Genomic DNA, 23,458 nt, shown 5'->3' with positions numbered 1-23,458 from the left:
CCGCCCGGACAACCACCGCAGTTCCCGGACAGCCAACCTTCTCCCAGCCGGGATACGCAACGGACATTAAACACCGCGGCGGGCCAGGAAGTCCTGGCCCGCCGGTAAAGTGTCAGCTCTTGGGCTGGTCGGTTCCGCCGTCGTCGTCCTTGTCTCCGGCGTCCCGGCCATCTCCGGAGTCGCCGGCCTCTCCCTCATCGGTGGAGGTGTCGTCAAAACCGCCACTCAGCAGTTTCTGCAGGGCGTCATCCACCTCGCTGTCGCTGGCCTCGGCGAGCTTCCGGCGTGAGCTGAAGCCCTTCGGATCGTCCAGGTCTTCGGCGGTGGGCAGCAGGTCGGGGTGGTGCCAGATGGCGTCCCGTCCTTCGATGCCGCGTTCTTCCTTCAGCGTGGCCCACAGGGTGGCGGCGTCGCGCAGCCTGCGCGGCCGCAGTTCCAGCCCCACGAGGGAAGCGAAGGCGTGCTCGGCCGGACCGCCCGTTGCCCGGCGGCGCCGCACAGTTTCGCGCAGTGCGCCGGCCGACGGCAGCACCTTCTCGGTGGCAGCCGCGGTCAGTTCGTCCACCCAGCCCTCCACCAGGGCCAGCGCCGTCTCGAGCTTCTCCAGCGCCTGCTCCTGCGCGGGGGTCCGCTGCGGCATGAACACGCCCTGGGACAGGGCCTCCTGGATGCCCTCCGGGTTGCTCGGGTCAAGGTCCCGGGCGAGCTCCTCGATGCGTGAGGTGTCGATGTGGATGCCGCGGGCGTATGCCTCGATGGCGCCCAGCAGGTGTCCGCGCAGCCAGGGAACCTGCACGAAGAGCCGTGCGTGCGCAGCCTCCCGGACGGCAAGGAACAGCCGGATGTCGTTCTCGGGCAGGGACAGTCCCTCGCCGAAGGCGGCAACGTTTGCCGGCAGGAGCGCCATTTCAAGGTCGGCGAGCGGGACGCCGATATCCGTGGAGCTGACCACATCCTTGGACAGGGCGCCGATGGCCTGTCCCAGCTGCATGCCGAAGATGGCGCCGCCCATGTTCTGCAGCATGGAGGAGGCCCCGCCCATCATGGACTTCATTTCCTCGGGCATCTGCTCCGTCATGGCGGAGGAGAGCGCGTTGGCGATGCTGTTGGCCACGGGTTCGGTCAGCCGCTTCCAGGTGCCCAGCGTGGCCTCCACCCATTCCGCGCGTGACCAGGCTTTGCCGATCAACCCGGTGGCGGGCAGGTCGGTCACCGGATCCAGCCACAGCTCGGCCAGGCGGAGGGCTTCGTCCACATCCCGGGACTGCTGCGCAGATACGGAAGGGTCAGAGCTGCCGGCGGCCACGCGCCTGGCGTTGTCATGGGCCAGCGTCCAGTTGACGGGGCCCTCGGACGGCGCGCTCATCATGGCCTGCACCTGGGAGAACATCTGGGCCAGCAGGTTGGGGTCATCCGGCAGGCCGGCAGCCTTGGCGAGCTCGGCGGGGTCGAAGTTTTCCATCCCCTTGCCGCCCATCAGGTTCTGCAGCATTTCGGTCAACGGATCCTTGGGGGTGTCGTCGCCGTTGGACGGATTGAGTGGATTGGAGGTCATGGTCCCGCCGATCGATGGTGTGACTGTTGATCAACCTTCACGGTACCCCGGTGGTGGTCGGCTGTCTGCCGCCCGCCGCCGTCGTTCGCTCTAGGCAAAGCGGCCCGGCATGCCTCCACCGCGTACTGTTGGTGGGGTGACTACAACCCGTGGCGGCCATCCCTCCGAGGACCACGTTCCCGAACTTCCCCCCTTCTCCAGCGCCGGCCCCATGGGTGCAGGCGGTCCGCCGCAAAACGGCGGCGGAAGTGGCGGCACAGCGGGTGCGGGCAGCGGCGTCAGGGCGGCCGACGGCGGACGCCCGGGCAGGCGGCTTTCCGCCATGATGGTTGCCGGGCTGGCGGCGTTGGGGCTGGGAATTGCCGTGGGCACACTTCCGGTTCCCTACGTCATCGAGTCTCCCGGGCCCACCTACAACACGTTGGGGGAGAGCCAGGGGCATCCGGTCATCAATGTCACCGGCCATGAAACGTATCCCGCTGCCGGGAGCCTGGACCTGACAACGGTGTATGTCGACGGCGGCCCCACTGGTTCCGTCAGCATCCTCAACGCCTTCTCCGCATGGCTGGACAATTCCAAGGCCGTGTACCCGGTGGAACTGATCTATCCCACGGGAACCACCAAGGAAGAGGCGCAGGAACAAAGTGCGGTGGCCATGGCCACGTCACAGGAGAACGCGGTGGCCTCCGCCCTGAATGAACTCAAGATCCCGTTTGGCCAGCAGCTCCAGGCCGCAGGCCTGTCCAAGGATTCAGCGTCCACGGGCAAGATCCAGCAAGGGGACATCCTCAAGTCCATCAATGGCAGGGACATCACCTCACTCACTGTCATCCAGGAAGAACTGGCAGCGGGCAAGGGCGCCCCGGCCGCCGTGACGGTGGAACGTGCGGGCCAGCCCGTGACCGTCGAGGTGACGCCCAAGGACAACGGCCAGGGCCGGTTCATCCTGGGCGTCATGCTGAAGTACCTGTTCAGTTTCCCCTTCCAGGTGCAGATCTCCCTGGACAAGGTGGGCGGCCCCAGCGCCGGGCTCATGTTCTCCCTGGGCATCATCGACACGGTGACGCCGGGCGACCTCACCGGCGGAAAACATATCGCGGGCACCGGCACCATCTCCCCGGACGGCGCGGTGGGACCCATCGGCGGCATCGGCCAAAAGATGCGGGGTGCGCGCTCCTCCGGAGCCTCCCTCTTCCTGGCGCCCGCAGGCAACTGCGACGAGGTCGCCGGCCACGTCCCCGATGGCCTCCAGGTGGTCCGCGTGGAGAACCTTTCGGAGGCACGGCACGCCGTGGAACTGGCCGGAAGCGGACAGGACACATCCGCGCTCCCGGCCTGCACCGGCAAATAGACTGGGCCCAACTAGACTCGACAGGAACTAAGCTTTACCGCCACTCGTGGCACTGATGACGGACGAAACCAGCCGTTTGACCGGTACCGTACGTCGCTCGCACGCTTCGAATGTCTCGACGACCAGCTATGAGGTACCCAGTTTGTCCCGTCCCGCCAGCACCACGTCCACAGGAAGGCCCCCTTCGCGACGGGGCGCCCTGACGCCCACCCTGATCGTCGTCGCCCTGGTGGTAGTGGGCTTCATCTTCTTCGCCAACGTCTGGACCGACGTCCTTTGGTACCGGCAGCTGGGTTTCATCGAGGTCTTCATCACCGAAAACCTTGCCAAGATCGCCACGTTCGTGGCCGGCTTCGCCATCATGTTCGCGACTGTTTTCTTCGCAATCCGCATTGCCTACAACGCCCGGCCCGTCTATGCGCCGGACTCTGAGATCCGGGACAACCTCAACCGCTACCAGGCGCAGCTGGAGCCGGTCCGCCGGATCGTGATGGTGGGCCTGCCGGTCCTCTTCGGCCTCTTCGCGGGCAGCGCAGCGGCGAGCCAGTGGCAGAAAGTCCTGCTGTTCTTCAACCAGGTTGGTTTCGGCCAAACCGATCCGCAGTTCGGCATGGACATCAGCTTCTACCTGATGACCCTCCCGTTCCTCGGGTTTGTCACCGGGTTCCTGATCAGCGTGGTGGTCATTGCAGGCATCGCCGGCATCCTCACGCACTACCTGTACGGCAGCATCCGGCTGATGGAGCGCGGTGTGTTCACCAGCCGCGCGGCACAGATCCATATCGCCGTCACCGGCGCCGCCTTCCTGGTGCTCCTGGGCGTCAACTTCTGGCTGGACCGCTACTCTTCGGTGCTAAGCAACGGGGGCCGGTGGGCCGGTGCGCTCTACACCGATGTCAACGCCGTCATCCCCACCAAGGCCATCCTCGCCGTCGCCGCCGTCCTGGTGGCCATCCTCTTCATCGTTGCTGCCGTCATCGGCCGCTGGCGCCTGCCCGTGATCGGCACGGCCATGCTGGTCATCACCTCCATCCTGGCCGGCGGCGTCTACCCCTGGGTGATCCAGCAGTTCCAGGTCCGCCCGTCGGAGCAGACGCTGGAAAGCAAGTACATCCAGCGCAACATCGAGAACACCCGCAAGGCCTATGGCCTGGACGGCATCCAGGAAACCCGGTATGACGCCACCAACACGGCCAACACGGGTGCGCTGGCGCCGGACGCCCAGACCACGGCCAATATCCGGCTCCTGGACCCGAACCTGATCTCCGACGCCTTTTCGCAGCTGGAACAGTACCGCCCGTACTACCAGTTCCCCAAGGCCCTCAACGTGGACCGTTACGAGGTGAACGGTAAAATCCAGGACACCGTAATCGCCGTGCGGGAACTGAACCCGACGAACGTTGCAACAAACCAGCAGGGCTGGCTGAACCAGCATGTGGTGTACACGCACGGTTACGGGGTTGTAGCGGCCAAGGGCAACAAGTTCACCGTGGACGGCAAGCCTGAATTCCTGCAGTCAGGCATTCCATCCACCGGTGTGCTGGGCAACGACACCACCTACGAACCCCGGATCTACTTCGGTGAGTCCTCGCCTGAATACTCGATCGTCGGTGCGCCCGACGGCGCCACGCCCCGTGAACAGGACCGCCCTTCGGGCAAGGAAGGGGAGGGGGAAACCCAGTACACGTTCAAGGGCAACGGAGGGCCGAACGTTGGTTCGTTCTTCAACAAGGTCCTCTACGCCATCAAGTTCCAGTCCTCGGACCTTATGCTCTCCGATGGCGTGAACCCTGAGTCGCAGATCCTTTACGATCGCAACCCCCGCGAGCGTGTCCAGAAGGTGGCCCCATACCTGACGGTTGATGGCGGCGCCTACCCGGCCGTGGTGGACGGCCGCGTCAAGTGGATCGTGGACGGCTACACCACCAGCCAATACTTCCCCTACTCGCAGCAGAAGTCGCTGTCCGATGCCACCGCTGATTCGCAGACCACTTCCGGCCGCGCCGTAGCCCTGCCCAACAGCACGGTGAACTACATCCGCAACTCGGTCAAGGCAACAGTGGATGCCTATGACGGCTCGGTCACCCTCTATGCCTGGGACGACACCGACCCCGTCCTCAAGGCGTGGCAGAAGGTCTTCCCGTCGACGCTGAAGCCGTACTCGGAGATGTCCGGTGGGCTGATGAGCCACGTCCGCTACCCGGAGGACCTGTTCAAGGTCCAGCGCGAACTGCTGGGCCAGTACCACGTCACGGATACCACCAGCTTCTACAAGAACAACGACGCATGGAGCACGCCGGCTGACCCCACCGTTGATACGGACGTCAAGCAGCCGCCGTTCTACATGTCGCTGCAGATGCCGGACCAGCAGAAGCCGGCGTTCCAGCTCACGTCGTCCTTCATCCCGCAGATCGTGAACGGAAATGCGCGCAACGTCCTGTACGGCTTCCTCGCCGCGGACTCCGATGCAGGCAACCAGGCCGGCGTGAAGGCTGACGGCTACGGAAAGCTGAGGCTGCTGCAGATCCCGCCGGAAACTCAGGTGCCCGGCCCGGGGCAGGCGCAAAACAAGTTCAACTCAGACCCCACAGTGTCGCAGGCACTCAACCTGCTGCGGCAGGGTGCTTCAGACGTGCTGAACGGCAACCTGCTTACCCTGCCGGTAGGCGGCGGCATCCTGTATGTCCAGCCGGTCTACCTCAAGTCGACCGGCGAGACCTCCTATCCCACGCTGCAGCGCGTGCTGGTGGCCTTCGGGGACAAGGTGGGCTTCGCACCGACGCTTGATGCAGCCCTCAAGCAGCTCTTCGGTGGGGATTCCGGCGCAGCCGCGGGTGATTCGGCCAACAACGGCCAGACCCCTGCGGGCCCGGCAGCGCCTGCCACGCCTGCAGAGGCGGATGCGAAGGCCCAGCTCAAGGCAGCCCTGGACGAGGCGAACTCCGCCATCCAGGCAGGCCAAACGGCGCTTGCCGCCGGCGACTTCGCCGCATATGGCGACGCACAGAAGAAGGTTGCCGCGGCGCTGAAGAAGGCAATGGATGCTGAGGCCAAGATCCCGGCTGCTGCTCCGGAGGCCAGCCCGGCCCCCGCTGCGTCCAGCTCACCTTCGGCATCGCCGTCCCCGTCAGCGGGGCAGTAGTACGACGGCGGCACCCGGCACCCGATCCCTGCGGGGACGGGTGCCGGGCCGGCGTAACGGACGTCACGCCGCTCGGATTTGGCCTGCGGTTCACCTCCCGGTAAAGTAGTTCTTGCGACGCGGGGTGGAGCAGTTCGGTAGCTCGCTGGGCTCATAACCCAGAGGTCACAGGTTCAAATCCTGTCCCCGCAACTGAGGAAAGGCCCGGACATTGGAAACAATGTCCGGGCCTTTTGCTTTGCCCGATGCCGACGACTTAAACGAGAGTGGTCAAGGCGGCTCCCAAAGTAGGGTAGTGTTGATCAAGCGACGCGGGGTGGAGCAGTTCGGTAGCTCGCTGGGCTCATAACCCAGAGGTCACAGGTTCAAATCCTGTCCCCGCAACTTATGAAGGCCTCGACCGGCAGTTACGCCGGTCGGGGCCTTTTCTTTCCTTGGAAGCGCCCAGTTCCTAGTATTCTCTTTCGAAGGGTCCCGCGATCTGCGGGCCACCCCAAGTCATTCCTGAGAGGTATGTTGTTCGATGGCCACACCCACGAAAAAGCCCGGCGCCGCGACGGGTAAGCGGTCCCGGCTTTACTGGGTGGTTCCTGCTGTCCTCGTGGCACTGGTCCTGGTGGTGCTGGTGGCCAGGCTTCTCGTGGGACTGCCCGCCGTCGCGTCTTTTGTCACTGACTACCCTGGCCACTCGGAACTGCCGGACAACGCCCCCGTGGGATTCCCCGCCTGGCTGGCGTGGCAGCACTTCCTCAACGCTTTCTTCCTGCTCCTGATCATTCGTACCGGGTGGCAGGTGCGGACCACCACGCGGCCCAGCGGGCACTGGACCAGGAACAACAAGGGATTGATCCGCACCAGGAACGCGCCCACCAAGATCAGCCTTGAGCTCTGGTTCCACCTGACGCTGGATGCCCTCTGGATCCTGAACGGGCTTGTGTTCGCCGTCCTGCTGTTCGCCAGCGGGCAATGGATGCGCATCGTCCCCACCAGTTGGGATGTCTTCCCCAACGCCCTGTCCGCCGCGTTGCAGTATGCGTCCCTGGACTGGCCCACCGAAGACGGCTGGATCAACTACAACGCGCTGCAGCTCCTTGCGTACTTCGTGACCGTCTTCATCGCCGCGCCGCTGGCGTTCATCACGGGCCTGCGGATGTCCTCCGCCTGGCCCAAGAAGGCGGCAGGACTGAACAAGGCATACCCGATCGAATGGGCACGCGCCGTCCATTTCCCGGTGATGATCTACTTTGTTGCCTTCATCGCGGTCCACGTCTTCCTGGTGCTGACCACGGGTGCACTGCGGAACCTGAACCACATGTACGGGGTCCGCGACGACGACGGCTGGTTTGGCTTCTGGGTGTTCCTCGCCTCCGTGGCGGTCATGGTGGCGGCCTGGTTCCTGGCCCGGCCGATCTTCCTGCGGCCCATCGCGTCCCTGATGGGCAAGGTCAGCCGCTGACGTTGCAGGGCCGCGGGGACGCGGTCAGGCGTCCTTGAGGTTCTGGTAGGCGCCGAGGGCCCGTTCCCGCGACTCGGGCAGGTCCACGAGAGGCTTGGGGTAGCCCCCGGTATCCGCGGCCCACGGTTCGTGGATGTCCTTGCCTTGAAGGCCCCGGAGCTCCGGGATATAGGCCCGCAGGTAGCTGCCGTCGGCGTCGAACTTCTTGCTTTGGGTCACCGGGTTGAAGATCCGGTAGTAGGGGGAGGCATCCGCCCCGGATCCGGCCACCCACTGCCAGTTGGCGGGGTTGTTGGCGGCGTCAGCATCCACGAGCGTGTCCCAGAACCATTTCTCCCCGATCCTCCAGTCGGTCAGGAGGTTCTTGACCAGGAAGGAAGCGGCAGCCATCCGAACCCGGTTGTGCATCCACCCTGTCTGCCACAGCTGCCGCATTCCGGCATCCACCAGCGGGTAGCCCGTGTTTCCCTGCTGCCACGCGGCGAGCTCCTGCCGGTTGGGGGACCCCCACTGAAAGGTGTCGAAGGCAGGCCGGAAGTTCCGGGTGGCCAAATCCGGGTTGTGGTACAGCAGGTGCCAGTTGAATTCCCGCCAGCCCAGTTCGGCCCGGTAGGTACCAACATCGGCGGGGACTTTCCGCGGATGCCGGCGGCGGATCTCCCGCCACACGCGGAACGGGCTGACCTCGCCGAATCGGAGGTGCGGTGACAACCGGCTGGTGCCCTCCGTTCCGGGCAAATTCCGGCCCGTGCCGTATTCCTCGATGGGCCCGTCCAGGAAGTCTTCCAGGCGCTCCATTGCGCCCTTTTCTCCGGGTTCCCAGGTAGCAGCCAGTCCACTGCTCCAGTCGGGCTTGGACGGCAGGAGATTCCAGCTGCTGAGGGTGTCACTGCCCGGCAGGCCGTGCCCGGCAGGGGCGGGGCCCGGCAGCGTGTCCGGAGCCTCGAAGGGGTCACGGATGTCCTGTGACGCGAGGCAGGCCCGCCAGAAGGGCGAGTAGACCTTGTAGGGCCCGCCTGCCCCGGTCTGGACGGTCCACGGCTCGAAGAGGAGGTTTGCCTGGAAGCTGGAGGCCTGGAGCCCGCTCCCTCCCGCCCAGTCCTTAAGTCCGGCGTCGATGGTCCTCTCAGGCTGCCCGTACCGGCGGTTCCAGAAGAGGTGGCTGGCCTTGGTCTGGCTGGCAAGGTTCCTGATGACCTCGCCTGCGGGGCCACGCCGGAGCACCAGGCGGGATCCCTTGCTTTCGAGCTCTGCGGACAGTGCGGCCAGGGAGTGGTGCAGCCACCAGCGCGCTGCTCCACCAAGGGGCCGCACACCTTCGGACTCTTCATCCAGGATGTAAGCAACGGTCAGCGGCGCACCCCGGCGGGCTGCCTCTGCGAGGGCCGGGTTGTCGTCCAATCGAAGGTCATCGCGCAGCCAAACGAGGGACGTTCCATCGGAAGAAGTCATGGCACCACGCTACACAGAGCGGACGCGGCAATGGCCGGGACCACGGTCCCGGCCATTGCCGTGTTTACTTTCAGGCGCCGCCCGGAGGTTACAGCTTGTCGAAGTCGGCCTCGTCGAGAGTTGATTCGGAGGATGCGGGGTTCGCCGCGCCAAGGGCTGGCTTGGCCCCGCCGGTCTTGAGTGCGGCCAGGCGGGCGTCGATCTCGGTCTGCTCGCCCAAGTCCTCCAGCTGGTTGAACTGTGCGTCCAGGCTGGACGCTGCAAGCTCCTGCTGCCCACGGACCTTGGCCTCTTCGCGGCGGATCTTTTCCTCGAACCGGCCCACTTCGCTGGTGGGGTCCATGAAGTCGATGCTCTTGATCGCGTCGTGGACCTGGGTCTGCGCCGCTGCAGTCTTGGACCGGGCAACAAGCTCGTTGCGCTTGCTGGTCAGCTGGTTGAGCTTGTTCTTCATCTGGTCCAGGCCGGTCTTCAGCTTGTCCACTACCTCGCGCTGGGAAGCGATGCTCGGCTCTGCGCCCTTGGCTTCGCTTTCGGCCGCCATCTGCCGCTGCAGTGCCACCTTTGCCAGGTTGTCGAACTTCTCGGCGTCGGTTACGTCGCCGGCGGCACGGAACTCATCAGCCTTGCGGGAAGCGGCAAGTGCCTTGTTTCCCCAGTCGCGGGCGTTCTTGACGTCTTCGTTGTAGTCGTCTTCCAGCATCCGCAGGTTGCCGATGGTCTGCGCCACGGCGGACTCGGCTTCGGCGATGTTGTTGGTGTAGTCCCGGACCATCTGGTCCAGCATCTTCTGCGGGTCCTCGGCGTTATCCAGCAAAGTGTTGATGTTCGCCTTTGCCAGCTGCGCGATCCGGCCGAAAATGGACTGCTTAACCATGGTGTTTGCCTTTCGTCCTGCTCTGTGTTGACCACTGGAACCGGTGCACAGTGGTGTACTGCTTCTGTCCGCCCACCGGGATCTTCCGGCGTGTCCGGCGGAAGTCCTTAGAAACTGCCGGAGTCGCCTCCGCCAAAGTCCCCGCCGCCGAAGCCGCCGGAGTCTCCGCCCCAGCCGCCGCCTCCGCCGCCGTCACCCCAGCTGCCGCCGCCTCCGCCGCCCCAGCCTCCGTGGCCTCCGTTGAGGATGGAGTTGATCAGGATGCCGCCCAGGATGGCGCCGCCCAGTCCGCCGCCGCCTCCGCCGCCGAACATCCCGCCCCGGCCTCCGAATCCCTGGTTGGCGTAGCCGTCGAAGTGGTCGACGTCGGCCTGGGCCAGCTGTGCGGCCTGTGCCGCCAGTGCGTGCGCCTGCTGGGCGTAGGTGAGCGCGGTGACCGGGTCCGTGCGGGAGATGGAAAGCGCGTAGTCGAGGTTCCGCTGGGACTCAGCCAGCCGGGTGCGTGCCTCGGTGCCTACACCGCCGCGGCGGGCGGTGATGTAGTCGGAGGTGGCGCTGATCTGGGCCTGGGCCGACATGATGGTCTGCTGCAGCGATGCCTGGGCCCGCCGGGCCTGCTCCTGTTGGTCCCGGACGCCGGTCAGGGCCTGGTCCAGGGACTGGTGGGCGGTCTCCACCCGCTGCAGGGTGGCGATGGGATCAATCTTTCCGCCCTGGATTTCCGTCTTCACCTGTGCCAGGGCGGCTTCCACCGCAGCCACAGGCCCCGCGAGTTCGGCGTGGGCGCCCGACTGGATCATGGCCTTTGCCTGGGCAAGGTCCTGGGAAGTATCCACCACAGCCGTTTCAAGGCCATTGCGGGCGTCATCGAGGTTCGCGGCCACCTTGGAGATGGCGTCCAGCAGGACGTTGGTCTGGTGCAGGCCCTCCTCCGCAGCACGCACGGCGACGGCAGCCAGGCTTGCTTCGCCCTCGCCCAGCTTCTGCTGGGCGGTTTGGGAGGCGTTCTGGACAAAAGCCAGCCGTTCCTTGGCCTGCACGATGTTGTCCGAAACCTGGGTCAGTGCACTGTCCGCATACTTGGACCGCATGGTGGCCAGGGACTGCTCCGCGCTGGCGATCTTGGCGTCGGCTTCCTGGGCTCCGGCGTTGACGGCGGCAAGGGCCTGCGGAGCGTTCTTCTCCAGTTCACGAAGGGAGTCGAAGTCCGCCTTCTGCTCCTGGAGTGATGCGAGCGCGGCCTCGGAGCGGCGGATGATCTCGCCCAGCCAGGTCCGCTGCTGCTCCTCGGTATCTGGAATGTGGTCATCGAGCTGCTGCTGCAGCTTGAAGGACTCCGTCATGTGGGCCTTCGCTTCGGCCAGGGCCTTGGTGAAGTTTCCGACGGCGGAATCTCCGTACTGTGCCTGGGCGAAGCCAAGTTCCTGCTCGCTGGACTTGATGGCGTCATCCGCTTCGATCAGCAGGGAACCGCTCTTCCGGCGGAGCTCTTCAACACTGAGTGACGCCAGCGGGTCCAGTTCCGCGCCCTGGGGGCCGTAGCTTCCGCTGGACGCCACCTGGCCGGCTGCCTTCTTCCGCCGGTTCCGGTAAAACAGGTAGGCGCCGCCTCCGGCCACCACCACGCCTGCGCCTACGAGGATTCCTGCGCCGGCTCCGTTGCCGGATGACACATTGCCGCTGCCGCCGCCCGCGGCATCGCCGACAGCGGAGGCAGTGTCAATGGCGGCCTGGGCATAGTCCTTCTTGCCGCCGGCAAGGTTGGCCACCACTGCGTTCTGGGTGATGTTGCTGCGCTTGGAGTAAATGGCGCTGGCCGAATTGGGGGAGAAGTAGTACTTGCCCTGGTCGGTGGCGATGGCAAGGATGACGTCTGCCTTGCCCATGCCCTTGGTCTTTGCAACGGCCTGGCTCCAGGCCGTGGGATCAGCGGGGTTGTCGAATGACTTCACCGTGACCACGTACAGGTTGTACTTGTGGTCCTTCAGGAGCTTCTGGATGGCATCCTGGACCTCGCCCTTTCGGCTGCCCAACACATTGGCGCTGTCAACAATGTTGGTTCCGGAGGGAATGGTTACCGGGTCTTCGGCCCACGCGGCGCCGGCGGGTACCGCCAGCAGCCCGGCAAGGCCGATCACGGCGAGGATACGTTTGAACTTTGACCGCATGTGCAACCCTTCAGCACGCCTGACACCGATTCGGGACGAATCAGTCGTCGAATCCAGCAGCGCCCCCACGCTTGGTGTGAAGCCGCAGGTCGCTGTGGCAATTCATCTTGATTCTATGGTGCACCCCACAGCCAGTCCATGCGGCCGAATATGCCGCCAGCGAAACGGAAAGTCAGGGGCGCGGCCATGGCCGGGGCGTTCAGGAAGCTCTCAGCAAACATCCGAGCTTGTTCCAGCGGAACGGGTCATAGTTAATGGCAGACGAGGATGAAAGGAAGTCCCATGACTGAGAATCAAACCCCAGGACCGGTCCCGGAGGACAACCAGGGGGCAGCCGCGGCCCCTGGCAGCAGCAGGGCCCGCAGCAGCCCGGAGACCGCCCGGCGGGCACTCAGTATGGAAACGGCGGCGTGACGCCGGGACAGGAACGCGGCTACGGCGCCGGGAACCAGCAGCACACAGAGCCGCACAACAGCACTGAGCGGCTGGACCAGCCGCAGATGCGCGAAAACCACACGCAGGAGTTGCCGGGTGCTCCGCGCCCCGTCTACCCGCAGCGGCAGCCCTTTTACGGCCAGCAGCAGCACCAGTACGGCCAGCAGCAGCACCACGACGGCCAGCCCATGCATGGGGCGGCCCACGGCATGCCCAACGGAAGCGTCGGCCTGGCACCCAACCCCAAGGATGCACCCCGCCGGAAGGCAAGCTTTGGCGTCGGTACCCTGGTAGCCAGCATCCTCGCAGCAGGCCTTGTGGGCGGCGGCGTGGCGACGGTTGGCGCCGGTGAACTGTTTGGAAACACCGGGTCCAGCACGTCGACGGTCGGCAGCAGCAACCAGCCCGGCACTGTCATCGTCAACAACAAGGACGATGTCAACGCCATCACTGCGGCTGCGGTGAAGGCCTCGCCCAGCGTGGTCACCATCAGCGCCACCAGCGGCAGTTCCGGGGGCACCGGTTCCGGCATTGTCCTGGACGACCAGGGACACATTCTGACCAACACGCACGTAGTGACCCTTGACGGCCAGACCGCCAACGCCACCCTCGAAATCCGGACCAGCGACGGAAAGGTTGTGCCCGCAAAGCTCGTGGGCACTGACCCCCTGTCCGACCTCGCCGTCATCAAGGTGGACGACACCTCCGGCCTCACCCCTGCCACGCTCGGTGATTCCTCCAAGCTCAATGTGGGGGATACCGCCATCGCCATAGGTTCCCCGCTCGGCCTGACCGGCACCGTCACTGACGGCATCGTGTCCACGCTCAACCGGACCATCAGCGTGGCATCGTCCGCAGCACCCAAGGGCGGTGACAACAGCCAGGGCGGTGACCAGGGCTTCCAGTTCGCGCCTCCCGGCGGGGGCCAGAGCCAGCAAAGCTCGGGCGAGGGTTCCATCGCCATCAATGTCATCCAGACCGACGCAGCCATCAACCCCGGCAACTCCGGCGGCGCCCTGGTGAACAGCAAGGGCGAGATCATTGGCGTCAATGTGGCCATCGCGTCCGCCGGCTCCGGGACGTCAACCTCGCAGAGCGGCAACATCGGCGTCGGGTTCAGCATCCCCATCAACAACGCCAAGCGCGTCGCCCAGGAGATCATCGACACGGGGAAGGTTTCCCACGGGCAGCTGGGCGTCAGCGTCAAGGCCAAGACCACTTCCGGTGCATCCTCCGAATTTTCGGTAGGGGCCGATGTCGCCACGGTCGACGCCAGCTCGGCAGCAGGGAAGGCCGGCATCAAGGTCGGCGACGTCATCACCAAGTTCAACGACCTCACCATCGGCGAACCGAACCAGCTGACGGCGGCCGTCCGCGAACAGCCGGCCGGATCCACCGTGAAGATCACGGTCATGCGCGGCGGCAAGGAGCAGACGTTCGACGTCACGCTGGGTGCCGCTGCCAGCTAACGCGCGGCAGCAGCGCCAGCTAATGACGACGGCGGCGTCCCCACCAAAGGGGGCGCCGCCGTCGCCAGCTAATGACGACGGCGGCGTCCCCACCAAAGGGGGCGCCGCCGTCGTCATGCTGCTCCCTGGTGAGGGGCTGACACAGGCGTTAACGGAAGAGGGCGCAGGGGCGCGCCGATATGGTTAGCTAGGAGCTACCCGTCTGCCGGGCATATTGCGGCCATGTCCCACCCGGCTGGCTGTCCACAAGCATGGAAGGCTGCTGCAGAAACAGTGGAAGAGACATTGAAGATCGTAGTCCTGGTCAAACATGTACCGGACGCCCAATTCGACCGTCACCTCAACGGGGAGGGCAACACCGCGGACCGCGACGAAAGCATCCTGTCCGAGCTTGACGAATACGCGCTGGAGGCAGCACTGCAGCTGGCCGAGGCGAGGGGTGGAAGCAAGGCGGGCAACCAGGTTATTGCCCTGAGCATGGGGCCCGCCGGGGCTGTCAACGCCGTCAAGAAGTCCTTGCAGATGGGCGCAACCGAGGGTGTACACCTCACGGACGACGCCCTGGCCGGCTCAGACGCCGCAGCGACCTCCCTTGCGCTCGCCGCCGCGGTCCGGCACCTGGGTGACGTGGACCTGGTCATCACCGGCATGGCGTCCACCGACGGCGAGACCTCGCTTGTTCCGGCGCAGCTGGCCGAGCGGCTCGGGTTGCCGCAAGTCACCTTCGCCTCCACGCTGGAGGTCGACGGCGGCCGGCTGACGGCCCGCCGCGACGCCGATACCTCGTCGGAAACGGTGGAGGCGCCGCTGCCCGCGGTTGTGTCCGTGACGGACCAGATCAACGAGCCGCGCTACCCCAACTTCAAGGGCATCATCGCAGCCAAGCGCAAAAGCATCAGTACGCTGTCCCTGTCCGATATTGGTGTGGACCCCGCCCAGGTGGGATTCGCCGGTTCCTGGACCACCGTGACCAGCGCCGAACAGCGGCCGCCCAGGACTGCAGGCACCATCATCACCGACGAGGGCGACGCCGGCATCAAGCTGGTTGACTTCCTGGCCGCCCAAAAGCTGCTCTAAGAGGGACATCGACATGGCACAAGTACTCGTATTCATCGACAACCCCGGCGCCTCGCTCAAGAAGAGCAGCCTCGAGCTGCTGACCCTGGCGCGTTCCCTGGGCGAAAGCACGGTGGCGCTCAACGGCGGGCTTTCCGAGAGCGTCGCCGCCACCTTCGCCGAGTACGGTGTGGGCAACATCCTGCACCCGTCGGCCCAGGACCTGGATGATTTCCTGGTTGCACCCAAGGCCGCCTACCTGGCCGCCGCCGCTGGATCCACCGGCGCCGGCATCGTCCTGCTGGACAACTCGCCGGAGGGCAAGGAAATCGCGGCACGGCTGGGCATTCGGCTGAACGCAGGCGTCATCACAGACGTGGTCGCCGTGGACCCGGACGGCACGGCGCACAAGTCCGTCCTTGCCGGCTCCTACAGCACCGCCTGCAAGGCCACCACCCCGGTGTCCGTGCTGACCCTCAAGGCCAACAACGTCATCCCGGAACCGGCCCCTTCACCCACCAGCCCGGGAACTGCCACAGTGGAGGTGCCTGCTGCAGCCGCCGCGGCGCGCATCACCGCCCGCGAGCAGAAGGTGGCCAGCGGCCGGCCCGACCTCACCGATGCCCGCATCGTGGTGGCCGGCGGCCGCGGCATGGACGGCGACTTCGGTCCCGTGGAGGAGCTGGCGGATGCCCTGGGTGCTGCCGTGGGTGCCTCCCGTGCCGCCACGGATGCCGGGTGGATCAGCCATGATGCCCAGGTGGGGCAGACCGGCAAGACGGTCTCCCCTCAGCTCTACATTTCCGCCGGCATCTCCGGGGCCATCCAGCAAAAAGCCGGCATGCAGACGTCCAAGGTCATCGTTGCGATCAACAAGGATGCCGAGTCACCGGTCTTCGAGATCGCGGATTTCGGGATCATCGGCGACGTGTTCGATGTCCTCCCGCAGGCCGCCGCCGAGATCAAGAAGCGAAAAGGCTGATTCCTTGACTGCCTCCCACGAGCAGGCACAGAGCCCGTTCAACCCGGACATCCACCGGGTTGGGCGGGTGCTCTGTTTTGCGGCCCATCCTGACGATATCGACTTCGGCGCTGCCGGCACCGTCGCCGCCTGGACGGCGGCAGGCGTGCAGGTGAGCTACTGCATCATGACCGACGGCGACGCGGGCGGCTTCGATCCCGCCCACCGTGCGGACATCATCGCCATGCGCGACGCCGAGCAGCGGCGTGCCGCGGAGCTGGTGGGCGTCAGCGACATCCACTATCTCCACCAGCGGGACGGGTACCTCGAACCGTCGCACGAGGTGATGAAGGGGGTGGTGCGGCTGATCCGCGAACTCCGTCCCGACGTCGTCCTTGCCATGCACCCGGAACGGAACTGGGAGCGGATCCAAAAGAGCCATCCCGACCACCTGGCCGTGGGCGAGGCGGTGACGCGCGCGGTGTATCCGGCACTGGAGAACCCCTTCGCCTACCCTGAACTGGCAGAAGCAGGCCTGGAGGCGTACAAGCTGCCGTGGCTGTGGCTCTACGCCGGCCCCGGGGAACGGGAAAACCACTTCGTGGACGTCACCCCCCAGGTGGACGCCAAGATGGCCGCCATCCACGTCCATGTCAGCCAGCACCCTGACGTGGCCGCCATGGAAGCCACCGTCCGCCGGGGCATGCACCTCAACGCCGCCCGGGCCGGCCTCCCTGAGGGGCGCAGCGCGGAAGCGTTCCACGTAGTGGCAATCAACGGCCCCGGCACCATCGCGGGGTTCTAGCACGGAAAAGCGCCCCCGGTTCCCTTCGCTGGAAGGGGACCGGGGGCGCTTTTATCGCTCACCCGCCGGTTGGCTGCGGCTCAGGCCCCGAGCGGGGCCGCCGCCACCGTGGGCAGGGTTGGGGACTTGGACCCGCCGGCGGGCTCCACTGTGATGCCCAGTGAGGCCGCCGAGTGGATGCCCTGGACCACGGCGGGCTTGGACAGGGCCTGCTCGTCCATCAGCCCCTGTGAGACAGGCGCGGAGCCGTCCTTGGGGATCAGCCACATTTGGTAGACCTTGCCGGCCGGGGGAGCGGGCACACCGCTCATCTTCACCACGGCCGCGTCCTCCGACGCCGAGATCATGAGGGTGGCCTTGCCACCGCCAACCACGTTGACCGAAGCCTCGCGCAGGTCATTGGCCCTCGCCACCTGGTTCACGGGATCATTCTGGTCAGCCATGTAGGCGCCCACGCCCACGCCGCCCAGGGCGATGGCTGCTGCCGCTGCCACCCCGATCAGCCAACGCCGGGGACCGGATGGGCCCCGCCGTTCCTCCCGGCGCTTCCGGGCCTGCGCCAGCTCATCAAAGGCCTCCTGCCGGGGAGGCGGTGCCGTGCTTCCGGCCGGCGACTGGGCGTCTCCACCGGCCAGCCCATCCTTACCCGGGAATTGGGCGGGAAGCTGGGCGACGATCCGCTGGAACAGGTCCGACGGCGGTTCCTCCTCGGCACGGAAAGTGCGCACCAGCGCCTCCCGGGACTGCCGGACACGCTCATCGAAAGCCCCGCGTTCAGCCTCCGGGGCAGTGGAGATATAGCGGTCGATGGCGTCGCGTTCCTGATCCGTGACCGCGTCCAGGGCGTAGAGTTCGGCGAGGTCGACGGCACGGCCGGCCGCAAGGTCCATGGCCACGATGTCCCCGAAGGCACGTGAACGGCCATCGGGGCTTTCATCCATTCCACTCATCTCAACTCACCCCCAGACAGGTCTTCAATCGGATCAGTCCATCGCGGATGCGGGACTTGATGGTAGGCACTGCTGCATTCAACCGTTCTGCGACTTCCCGGTAGGTGAGGCCACCGTAGTAGGCAAGGCGCACGGATTCCTGCTGTGTTTCGGTCAGCGTTCCCAGGCACCGGACCACGGCTTCGGCCTCAAGCCGGCTGCCGACCTCGTCGGAAACCGTGTCGTGGTCGATGTCCTGCGTACTGGCCCCGTACTTGGCTTCCCGGTCCGTGGAGGACTGCGATGACCGGACCTTGTCCACCGCCCGGCGGTGCGAGATGGTCATCAGCCAGGACAGCGGGCTTCCAGCCTGGGGATCGAACTTCGCGGCGTTCTGCCAGACCTGCAGGAAGACTTCCTGTGTGGTGTCTTCGCTGAGTTCAGGATCGATCAGGACGCGGCGCGCCATGCCGAAGACTCTGCGGGACGTGAGCTGGTAGAACTCGGCGAACGCCGCCTGGTCCTGGCGGGCTATACCCGCCAACAGGACCGAGAGGCGTTGGCTGAGGTCTGCAGGTGGGTCGGTCACCGCGGCGGAGCCCTCGGAATTCGGCGCGTTGGGAGTTTCCATTACGTCCAAGCATAAGTCTCCGGGCGGCGGATCCTCAGCAGTGCCATGCCGGCTTCGCTTGTCGCGCCTGGAACCTGCCTCCAGTAGAGTCACCTGCCGCTCCTTGCTCCGCTCGAATGTCTTCAGGAGTCATTCGGCGCCGCGGCCAGGGTGGATGGGCCGGCCGTCAGGATTTTCGGGGCCGGCCGCAAACCGGGGAGGGGTCCTAGATCCTGGCGCCGGCGAAACCCTGCTGCCGCCATGCCTCGTATACCGCAATGGAGGCGGCATTCGCCAGGTTCAGGGAACGGAGGGCCGGCAACATGGGCAGGCGCACCGTGGCGGTCACGTGGGAATCGGTTTTCAGCTCCGGCGGCAGGCCTACCGATTCACGGCCAAACAGCAGGACATCTCCGGGACGGTAGGCGATGTCCGTGTAACTGGTGGTGCCGTCCGAGGTGAAGGCGTAGACGCGTTCGGGCTGGAGGTGCCTCCAGGCGTCCTCGATTGTTTTGTGCACGGTGACGACGGCGAGGTCATGGTAGTCGAGCCCGGCCCTGCGCAGTTTGGCGTCGGAGAAGTCGAAGCCGAGGGGTTCCACGAGGTGCAGTTCGGCGCCGGTGATGGCGGCAAGGCGGATGGCGTTGCCGGTATTGCCGGGGATTTCTGGTTCATGGAAGAGGATGCGGAACACCTCCCCATCCTAGCCACCCGCGGTCAGTGCATGCCGCGCAGCAGCCTGGCGAGGACCGGGATGTTCACGGTATTGGGGGCCGGACCCGATGCCAGGAATTCCTTCAGGCCGCGCACCATGCCCGCCGCGTTGACGATCTGGACGGTTTCCAGCGCACCGGCGGGGCGGCGGTGGTGATCAATCACCGGCTCGTGGAGGTTGTCATCCGGGCCGTGCACCACGGTCCATCCCGTCACGTTGAGTTCAGGGAAAATGTCCTGCATGGCCCATACCACCCGGGCAAGCTGCGGAGGCGCCACCGCGCGGCCTCCGTGGTTGAGGGTCCGGCCATCCCACGCGTAGGCGCCTTTAGGGAGGAGCATTGAGTTGACCAGGGCCAGCCGGTAGCCGGAAAGGACGGCATGGTCGATGTGGCTGTTGTCAGCGGGCGACTGCAGGCCGTTGATGAGCCGGGCGGAAGGGATGGCCGGCAGAACCTGCCGGGTCAGCAGCTGCACCGTGCGCATTTCCCGCTGGATGCGGGCCTCGGCGCCGAAAATTCCCCGCTTCCGGGGCATCCCGTGCACCTGCTGACGGGCCAGCGCCAGGGGGACGAGCGGAACGTCGTTTCCTTCGTAGGGCGGAACATAGACGGGCGGGTCGCCGGCTGTATTCCTGCCGCTGCCAGGCCTGCGGACGGTGGCGGACGCCCTGCTTCCGGCAGCCGGCGCATCAAAGTGGGCGCCGTCGTCGGGCGAGGCGTCCCGGATTGTCCCCGCGCCATAGGAGCGGTCGTAGGCTTTCCTGCGCTGCGGATCAATGAGGGTTTCGTAGGCAGCGGTGACGCGGCGGAAGGTTGCGGCGTCACCCCCGTGGTCCGGATGGGCCCTCCTGGCCGCGCGCCGGTAGGCCACCTTGATTTCTTTTTCGGTGGCGGTGACGGCCACCCGAAGGACCTGGTAATGGGAGCTGCTGCTCTCGGTCAAGCAATCTTCCTTCTCTTGATGCGCGGCTTCCTCAGTCCCGGCGGGAAAGCGGAGTGCCCGCCCAGTCTAGCCAGCACGGATGGTGCGCCTGCGGTGACAACGAACATCACGGGCTTGCGGGTTCCCGGGTGGCCGGAGTCTAGACTCGTGCCTGCGCGGCTGAACACCGGCTAAGGGGATGTGACGGAATGGAGACGGATATGCCGACGACGGCGGGACGGGCCGGCAGGGCATGTCGCGGGGGAGTGCCGCTCGCGATTGGCCTGGGGGCCTTGCTTTTAGCCGGATGCAGCGTGGACGTCCGGGATCCGTCCGTCACCGCAGCCCCCGCGAGTACTCCAGTGCTGTCCACCCCAACCATCACCCCTGGTCATGACGCTGCGGCCGTGGCGGCGCGGGATTTGCCCTTTGCTGCCGGAGGCACACTGGCGCCCGGGGTGCCCGTGGGCATTTCAGATGAGCTCAAGGGCGCCCCTGGCTGGAACCTGGTGAAGGAAAACGTGGCCGGCGCCAGCCAATACGCCAAAGCCGACGGCTGCATCGTTGCCGCCAGGGTCAGCAGCGGCCAGGCTGCGCTGGTCCGCGGAGACGACAGGGAGTCCACCGTTGCCCTCTTCCAGTACCTGGACGCAACCATCCAGCCCTCGTACCTGAAGACGGAAACTCTGCAGTGGGGCGGTACCACGGAGACTCCCGGCAAAACCGTGGAAGTGCTGGCCCTAGAGCATGCGGCCCCCCGCGGCCGGTCCATTGCGGTCCTGGCAAGGGTTTTTGGTACTGCCGGTTCGTCGGCCTATGTATCGGTGTCCTGCCCGGATGCGGCCACACTTGGTGCGGCCCGCCGGGACGTGGTCCGGTATCTGCCGTTGGTGCCGCCGTCTGTTTGAGTTCCCGCCCTGTTCCTGACACATAAAACCGCCGGCGGCTGGAGGGCTCAGCTGCCGGCGGGTCTTTTTGGCTGTGCTGCTGCGCGCCCCTGGCGGACGCCAGCCGTGTCACGCGGTGATTCGGCTGGTTCGCACTGACAGCCGGTTAAGGGCCAGGGCGCCTATCAGCAGCCCGAAGTCACGCAGCGCGACGTCGTAGAAGCTTCCCAGCAGGAGCAGATTGATGATGATCCCGGCCAGCCACGCGGCCACCAGCAACGAGCCGTATTTTGGCCGTACTGCCACGGCCACGCCCGCGATGACTTCCACGACTCCCACGATGTACATGAAGGCCTGGGGCTGCAGCGGCACGATGGCGGTGGCCTGGGGCGCCAGGTAGACGGTCCAGTGCGTGAGGATGTTGGTGAATTTGTCCAGGCCGAAAAGGATCGGGGCGGCGGTGAAGACGGTGCGCAGCAACAAGAACGCCTGCCGCGCCGGCGGCATGGTGGTCGGTGCATGCTGGGTCCGCATTGCTGATGCTGGGTTCATGGTGCTCTCATTCTAAAAGTGGGTATGCCAATTTTAGAAGGAGCACGGTCTATAATCAAGAGATCTTGACTTTGGAATTGGAGTGCCATGTACCGACTTCCCTGGGCGGACAGGATTGCTGCTGTTGCATCACTGACGGATGCCAGGAGGCTGCAGCTTTTCGAACTGGTCGCTGCCTCGCCCCAGCCCGTGGGGCGTGACGAGGTGGCTGAGGCTGCAGGCATGGCGCGCAGCACCGTCTCCTTCCATTTGGACCGGCTGGTCCAGGACGGCCTGCTGGCCGTGGAGTTCCATAAGCCTGCGGGCAGGACGGGGCCGGGATCGGGGCGCCCCGCCAAGATGTACCGGACGGTGGGCAATGAAGTGGGAGCGTCCGTGCCGGACCGGAACTATGACCTTGCCGGGGAACTGATGGCCGCCGCCATCGAGGCCACGCAGGCCGACGGCGGGCCAGTGGGGGAGTCGCTGCGCGCCGTCGCGTTCCGGAAAGGCCGGGAACTGGCGGAAGCCTCAGCGGGTTTGGAAGAGTTCCTGGCCGAAACCGGCTATCAGCCTGAGCCCGACGGCGAGGGCGGCTACCTGCTTCCCAACTGCCCCTTCCACCGGCTTTCGCGGGCTCACGCAGCAGTGGTGTGCGATATGAACGGCGCGTTCCTGCGCGGTGCGGCGGTTGGCTGCGGCAATCCGGAGGACCGTGTGGCCACTGACGCAGGACCCGGTCATTGCTGCGCAAGGATCACGGGCGGGAGCTGACGGCCCCACGCCGCGGGCGCGGCAGCCGGCCGCGATAGAATTGGAGGATGCCCGCCTACCTCGACCACGCCGCCACCACGCCGCTTTCAGGCGCCGCGCTCGCCGCCTTGACGCGTGAACTGGCAAGGACCGGCAACCCCTCGTCCCTTCACGGGTCCGGGCGCCGGGCCCGCCGTGCCGTTGAGGATGCCCGGGAGGCAGTCGCGGCAGCGGCGGGCGCCCATCCCTCGGAGGTCATCTTCACCTCCGGAGGCACCGAGGCCGACAACCTCGCGGTGAAGGGCATGTACTGGTCCCGCGTGGCACAAGACCCAAAGCGGCGCCGCATCCTGTGCTCCGCCGTCGAACATCACGCAGTGCTGGATACAGTGGAATGGCTCGAACGCCACGAAGGCGCCGAGGTTGCCTGGCTGCCGGTGGACAGCGAGGGCGTGCTGGACCTTGAGGTCCTCGAAACGGAACTCTCCCGCAACCCCGGCACCGTGGCCCTGGTGACTGTCATGTGGGCCAACAACGAGGTCGGCACCATCCAGCCCATCAAGCGGGTGGTTGAACTGGCGCATGCCGCCGGCGTGCCGGTGCATTCCGACGCCGTCCAGGCGTTCGGCTCGGTGCCGGTGCACTTCAAGGATTCGGGCCTGGACGCCATGTCCATTTCGGGACACAAAATCGGCGGCCCGGTGGGTGTAGGCGCACTCCTGCTGGGGCGGGCGGTCACCCTGACGCCGGTGCAGCACGGCGGGGGACAGGAACGCGACGTCCGCTCCGGCACGCTGGACACCGCCTCCATCGCTGCCTTCGCTGCCGCTGCGGAATCCGTTGCCGCTGGGTTGCCCATGGAAGAGGCAAGGATCGCTGCACTGCGCGACCGGCTGATCGAGGGCGTGCGTGAACGCGTTCCGGAGGCGGTTCTCCGCGGCGCACCCGGTGGCCGGCGGCTTCCGGGCAATGCGCATTTCACGTTCCCGGGCTGTGAAGGGGACTCACTGCTGTTCCTCCTCGACCTGGCCGGCATCGAATCGTCCACAGGTTCGGCCTGCACGGCGGGTGTGCCCCGCCCCTCCCACGTGCTGCTGGCCATGGGCCTGGACGAGGAAACAGCGCGCGGCGCCCAGCGGTTCAGCCTGGGGCACGCATCCACGGAGGCCGACGTCGACGCCCTCCTTGCAGCGCTGCCGGAAGCTTATGCACGGGCCCGCCAAGCCGGCATGGCCGGCCACGAGTCCTCGATCCAGACCGCGGGCACCGTGGCGCGGCAGGCCCTTCCCGGCGCTTAAGCGAGCCGCCGGCGCGTTTCGCCGCCTGCACTGCCCAGTGCGGAGCGGGCTGATTTGCCTCCCGCCGTAGAATGGATAGGCAAAC

Annotated in this window: 20 protein-coding genes and 2 tRNA genes; 13 read left to right on the top strand and 9 right to left on the bottom strand. The window is 66.1% G+C overall.

The features are described 5' to 3' along the window. Nucleotides 1-112: 112 nt before the first annotated feature. Entirely contained in the window at nt 113-1,555 is a 1,443-nt protein-coding gene (locus ACTAQI_RS09295; protein WP_457950722.1) for a zinc-dependent metalloprotease, read from the bottom strand. Between the two features lie 136 nt (nt 1,556-1,691). Here ACTAQI_RS09295 and ACTAQI_RS09290 point away from each other — a divergent pair, with 136 nt between their 5' ends. From ACTAQI_RS09290 to ACTAQI_RS09270, 5 genes are all read left to right on the top strand, one after another. After that, complete coding sequence (locus ACTAQI_RS09290; protein ID WP_457950721.1) at nt 1,692-2,906, top strand: YlbL family protein; 1,215 nt, start codon at nt 1,692-1,694, stop codon at nt 2,904-2,906. A gap of 142 nt (nt 2,907-3,048) precedes the next feature. Continuing rightward, nucleotides 3,049-6,048, top strand: coding sequence for a UPF0182 family membrane protein (locus ACTAQI_RS09285; RefSeq protein WP_457950720.1), 3,000 nt, complete (start codon nt 3,049-3,051; stop codon nt 6,046-6,048). 118 nt (nt 6,049-6,166) lie between these two features. Next, nucleotides 6,167-6,240: transfer RNA gene (locus tag ACTAQI_RS09280), tRNA-Met, on the top strand. A gap of 118 nt (nt 6,241-6,358) precedes the next feature. Further along, nucleotides 6,359-6,432: transfer RNA gene (locus tag ACTAQI_RS09275), tRNA-Met, on the top strand. 139 nt (nt 6,433-6,571) lie between these two features. Next, nucleotides 6,572-7,504, top strand: a complete 933-nt coding sequence (locus ACTAQI_RS09270; RefSeq protein WP_457950719.1) for a cytochrome b/b6 domain-containing protein — start codon at nt 6,572-6,574, stop codon at nt 7,502-7,504. 24 nt (nt 7,505-7,528) lie between these two features. On the opposite strand, the gene ACTAQI_RS09265 is transcribed toward ACTAQI_RS09270, so the two are convergent. The 3 genes from ACTAQI_RS09265 to ACTAQI_RS09255 all read right to left on the bottom strand — a co-directional run bounded on the left by ACTAQI_RS09265 (nt 7,529) and on the right by ACTAQI_RS09255 (nt 12,001). Continuing rightward, on the bottom strand, nt 7,529-8,956 hold the full coding sequence (locus tag ACTAQI_RS09265) for a cryptochrome/photolyase family protein (RefSeq protein ID WP_457950718.1): 1,428 nt from the start codon (nt 8,954-8,956) through the stop codon (nt 7,529-7,531). An 88-nt stretch (nt 8,957-9,044) separates the two neighbouring features. Next, nucleotides 9,045-9,833 (bottom strand): PspA/IM30 family protein, encoded by a 789-nt coding sequence (locus tag ACTAQI_RS09260; protein WP_457950717.1) that lies wholly within the window; start codon nt 9,831-9,833, stop codon nt 9,045-9,047. 107 nt (nt 9,834-9,940) lie between these two features. Continuing rightward, nucleotides 9,941-12,001, bottom strand: a complete 2,061-nt coding sequence (locus ACTAQI_RS09255; RefSeq protein WP_457950716.1) for a TPM domain-containing protein — start codon at nt 11,999-12,001, stop codon at nt 9,941-9,943. A gap of 282 nt (nt 12,002-12,283) precedes the next feature. Between ACTAQI_RS09255 and ACTAQI_RS09250 the strand changes: the two genes are divergently transcribed. The 5 genes from ACTAQI_RS09250 to ACTAQI_RS09230 all read left to right on the top strand — a co-directional run bounded on the left by ACTAQI_RS09250 (nt 12,284) and on the right by ACTAQI_RS09230 (nt 16,727). Continuing rightward, the gene (locus ACTAQI_RS09250) at nt 12,284-12,415 is read left to right on the top strand and encodes a hypothetical protein (protein WP_457950715.1); all 132 of its coding nucleotides are present in this window, start codon (nt 12,284-12,286) and stop codon (nt 12,413-12,415) included. Next, on the top strand, nt 12,412-13,905 hold the full coding sequence (locus tag ACTAQI_RS09245) for a S1C family serine protease (RefSeq protein ID WP_457950714.1): 1,494 nt from the start codon (nt 12,412-12,414) through the stop codon (nt 13,903-13,905). The genes ACTAQI_RS09250 and ACTAQI_RS09245 overlap by 4 nt, the downstream gene beginning before the upstream one ends. Nucleotides 13,906-14,190: 285 nt before the next feature. Further along, nucleotides 14,191-14,982, top strand: coding sequence for an electron transfer flavoprotein subunit beta/FixA family protein (locus ACTAQI_RS09240; RefSeq protein ID WP_457950713.1), 792 nt, complete (start codon nt 14,191-14,193; stop codon nt 14,980-14,982). Between the two features lie 13 nt (nt 14,983-14,995). Continuing rightward, nucleotides 14,996-15,943 (top strand): electron transfer flavoprotein subunit alpha/FixB family protein, encoded by a 948-nt coding sequence (locus ACTAQI_RS09235; protein WP_457950712.1) that lies wholly within the window; start codon nt 14,996-14,998, stop codon nt 15,941-15,943. Between the two features lie 4 nt (nt 15,944-15,947). Beyond that, on the top strand, nt 15,948-16,727 hold the full coding sequence (locus ACTAQI_RS09230; protein ID WP_457950711.1) for a PIG-L deacetylase family protein: 780 nt from the start codon (nt 15,948-15,950) through the stop codon (nt 16,725-16,727). Between the two features lie 80 nt (nt 16,728-16,807). Here the strand turns inward: ACTAQI_RS09230 and ACTAQI_RS09225 are convergent, their stop codons facing one another. From ACTAQI_RS09225 to ACTAQI_RS09210, 4 genes are all read right to left on the bottom strand, one after another. Further along, the gene (locus ACTAQI_RS09225) at nt 16,808-17,668 is read right to left on the bottom strand and encodes an anti-sigma factor (RefSeq protein WP_457950710.1); all 861 of its coding nucleotides are present in this window, start codon (nt 17,666-17,668) and stop codon (nt 16,808-16,810) included. Nucleotides 17,669-17,678: 10 nt separating this feature from the next. Beyond that, nucleotides 17,679-18,287: a sigma-70 family RNA polymerase sigma factor gene (locus ACTAQI_RS09220; protein WP_457950709.1), complete on the bottom strand. Its 609-nt coding sequence runs from the start codon at nt 18,285-18,287 to the stop codon at nt 17,679-17,681. A gap of 205 nt (nt 18,288-18,492) precedes the next feature. Then, nucleotides 18,493-18,960, bottom strand: a complete 468-nt coding sequence (locus ACTAQI_RS09215; protein ID WP_457950708.1) for a tRNA (cytidine(34)-2'-O)-methyltransferase — start codon at nt 18,958-18,960, stop codon at nt 18,493-18,495. A 23-nt stretch (nt 18,961-18,983) separates the two neighbouring features. After that, entirely contained in the window at nt 18,984-19,925 is a 942-nt protein-coding gene (locus ACTAQI_RS09210; RefSeq protein WP_457950707.1) for a J domain-containing protein, read from the bottom strand. Nucleotides 19,926-20,218: 293 nt separating this feature from the next. On the opposite strand from ACTAQI_RS09210, the gene ACTAQI_RS09205 reads away from it, so the two are divergent. After that, a complete protein-coding gene (locus ACTAQI_RS09205) occupies nt 20,219-20,812 on the top strand; it encodes a hypothetical protein (RefSeq protein ID WP_457950706.1) in 594 nt (197 codons plus the stop codon). Between the two features lie 108 nt (nt 20,813-20,920). Here the strand turns inward: ACTAQI_RS09205 and ACTAQI_RS09200 are convergent, their stop codons facing one another. Then, nucleotides 20,921-21,343 (bottom strand): hypothetical protein, encoded by a 423-nt coding sequence (locus tag ACTAQI_RS09200; RefSeq protein ID WP_457950705.1) that lies wholly within the window; start codon nt 21,341-21,343, stop codon nt 20,921-20,923. 87 nt (nt 21,344-21,430) lie between these two features. Between ACTAQI_RS09200 and ACTAQI_RS09195 the strand changes: the two genes are divergently transcribed. Both ACTAQI_RS09195 and ACTAQI_RS09190 read left to right on the top strand, forming a co-directional pair. After that, on the top strand, nt 21,431-22,096 hold the full coding sequence (locus ACTAQI_RS09195) for a helix-turn-helix transcriptional regulator (RefSeq protein WP_457950704.1): 666 nt from the start codon (nt 21,431-21,433) through the stop codon (nt 22,094-22,096). Between the two features lie 47 nt (nt 22,097-22,143). Next, nucleotides 22,144-23,373, top strand: a complete 1,230-nt coding sequence (locus tag ACTAQI_RS09190) for a cysteine desulfurase family protein (RefSeq protein WP_457950703.1) — start codon at nt 22,144-22,146, stop codon at nt 23,371-23,373. Nucleotides 23,374-23,458: the final 85 nt, after the last annotated feature.

The sequence above is a fragment of the Pseudarthrobacter sp. alpha12b genome (assembly GCF_054130495.1).
Note: the sequence above shows the minus strand (reverse complement) of the source record. Positions and strands in the feature narration are given on the sequence as shown.

Excerpts from the sequence above, each read along its gene's own strand:
- ACTAQI_RS09225 (WP_457950710.1), bottom strand. The coding sequence starts at position 17,668 with ATGGATGAAAGCCCCGATGGCCGTTCACGTGCCTTCGGGGACATCGTG.
- ACTAQI_RS09265 (WP_457950718.1), bottom strand. The coding sequence starts at position 8,956 with ATGACTTCTTCCGATGGAACGTCCCTCGTTTGGCTGCGCGATGACCTT.
- ACTAQI_RS09295 (WP_457950722.1), bottom strand. The coding sequence starts at position 1,555 with ATGACCTCCAATCCACTCAATCCGTCCAACGGCGACGACACCCCCAAG.
- ACTAQI_RS09235 (WP_457950712.1), top strand. The coding sequence starts at position 14,996 with ATGGCACAAGTACTCGTATTCATCGACAACCCCGGCGCCTCGCTCAAG.
- ACTAQI_RS09190 (WP_457950703.1), top strand. The coding sequence starts at position 22,144 with ATGCCCGCCTACCTCGACCACGCCGCCACCACGCCGCTTTCAGGCGCC.
- ACTAQI_RS09220 (WP_457950709.1), bottom strand. The coding sequence starts at position 18,287 with ATGGAAACTCCCAACGCGCCGAATTCCGAGGGCTCCGCCGCGGTGACC.
- ACTAQI_RS09250 (WP_457950715.1), top strand. The coding sequence starts at position 12,284 with ATGACTGAGAATCAAACCCCAGGACCGGTCCCGGAGGACAACCAGGGG.
- ACTAQI_RS09260 (WP_457950717.1), bottom strand. The coding sequence starts at position 9,833 with ATGGTTAAGCAGTCCATTTTCGGCCGGATCGCGCAGCTGGCAAAGGCG.
- ACTAQI_RS09200 (WP_457950705.1), bottom strand. The coding sequence starts at position 21,343 with ATGAACCCAGCATCAGCAATGCGGACCCAGCATGCACCGACCACCATG.
- ACTAQI_RS09270 (WP_457950719.1), top strand. The coding sequence starts at position 6,572 with ATGGCCACACCCACGAAAAAGCCCGGCGCCGCGACGGGTAAGCGGTCC.
- ACTAQI_RS09195 (WP_457950704.1), top strand. The coding sequence starts at position 21,431 with ATGTACCGACTTCCCTGGGCGGACAGGATTGCTGCTGTTGCATCACTG.
- ACTAQI_RS09255 (WP_457950716.1), bottom strand. The coding sequence starts at position 12,001 with ATGCGGTCAAAGTTCAAACGTATCCTCGCCGTGATCGGCCTTGCCGGG.